The organism is Curtobacterium sp. B8 (assembly GCF_000333315.1).
GTDB classification, from domain to species: Bacteria; Actinomycetota; Actinomycetes; order Actinomycetales; family Microbacteriaceae; genus Curtobacterium; species Curtobacterium luteum.
On record NZ_BACW01000042.1, the window covers coordinates 1 to 1,594 of the forward strand.

Below are 1,594 nucleotides of genomic sequence, written 5' to 3' on the forward strand. Positions count from 1 at the left end.
CGCCCCGTGATGCCCGTGGGCAGGTGGGTGATGCGGACCGTGGAGTCCGTCGTGTTCACGGACTGCCCGCCGGGGCCCGAGGACCGGTACACGTCGATCTTGAGGTCGTTCTGGTTGATCTGCACCTCTTCCGGCTCGTCGACCTCGGGGAAGACGAGGACGCCGGTCGTCGAGGTGTGGATGCGCCCCTGCGACTCGGTCGCCGGCACGCGCTGCACGCGGTGCACGCCGCCCTCGTACTTCAGGTGTGCCCAGACACCCTGAGACGGGTCGGTCGCGTTCGACTTGATCGCGACCTGGACGTCCTTGTAGCCGCCGAGGTCGGACTCGGTGCGCTCGAGCATCTCGATCTTCCAGCCCTTGGACTCGGCGTAGTGCGAGTACATGCGCAGGAGGTCGGCCGCGAACAACGCCGACTCCTCGCCGCCCTCGCCGCCCTTGATCTCCATGATCACGTCGCGCCCGTCGTCGGGGTCCCGCGGGATGAGCAGCCGGCGGAGACGCTCCTGGCGCTCCGTCAGCTGCTCCTCGAGCGCCGGGACCTCGTCCGCGAACGCCTCGTCCTCGCGGGCGAGTTCCTGGGCGGCGGCGAGGTCGTCCCCCGCCGCCTTCCAGGACTCGTACGCGGACTTGATCTGGTTGAGCTCGGCGTACCGCCGGTTCACCTTCTTCGCACGGACCGGATCGGCGTGGAGCGCGGGGTCCGACAGCTGCTGCGTCAGGTCCTCGTGTTCCGCCAGCAGCCCTGCCACCGACTCGAACACCGGTTACTCCTGGTGGCCGTTGTGGTGTCCGCCGGTCGTGGGGACCGACTTCTGCACCTGGACCAGGAACTCGACGTTCGACTGCGTCTCCTTGAGGTTCCGCAGCACGATCTCCAGCGCCTGCTGCGGGTCGAGCCCGGCGAGGGCACGACGCAGGCGCCACGTGATCGTGACCTCGTCGGCGGAGAGCAGCTGCTCCTCGCGACGGGTACCGGACGCGTTGACGTCGACGGCCGGGAAGATCCGCTTGTCCGCCAGGTGGCGGTTGAGGCGGAGCTCCATGTTGCCGGTGCCCTTGAACTCCTCGAAGATGACCTCGTCCATCTTGGAGCCGGTCTCGACGAGCGCCGTCGCGAGGATCGTCAGCGAGCCGCCGTCCTCGATGTTGCGCGCGGCACCGAAGAAGCGCTTCGGCGGGTACAGCGCGGCCGAGTCGACGCCACCCGAGAGCACACGGCCCGATGCCGGCGTCGCCAGGTTGTAGGCGCGACCGAGGCGCGTGATCGAGTCGAGCAGCACGACGACGTCGTGACCGAGCTCCACGAGGCGCTTCGCACGCTCGATGGCCAGCTCGGCGACCGTGGTGTGGTCCTCCGCCGGGCGGTCGAAGGTCGAGGCGATGACCTCGCCCTTCACCGAGCGCTGCATGTCGGTGACCTCTTCGGGCCGCTCGTCCACGAGGACGACCATGAGGTGCGCCTCGGGGTTGTTCTTGGCGATCGCGTTGGCGATGGCCTGCAGCACGACCGTCTTGCCGGCCTTCGGCGGCGACACGATGAGGCCGCGCTGGCCCTTGCCGATCGGCGACACGAGGTCGATGATCCGCGTCG

The 1,594-nt window shown here is 68.9% G+C and carries 2 protein-coding genes; both read right to left on the reverse strand.

Annotated features, from left to right (window positions below):
• Nucleotides 1-764: PCRF domain-containing protein (locus I59_RS01275; RefSeq protein WP_022902330.1), on the reverse strand; the 764-nt coding region annotated here is incomplete at its 3' end.
• 3 nt (nucleotides 765-767) lie between these two features.
• Nucleotides 768-1,594: transcription termination factor Rho (rho, locus tag I59_RS01280; RefSeq protein WP_022902331.1), on the reverse strand; the 827-nt coding region annotated here is incomplete at its 5' end.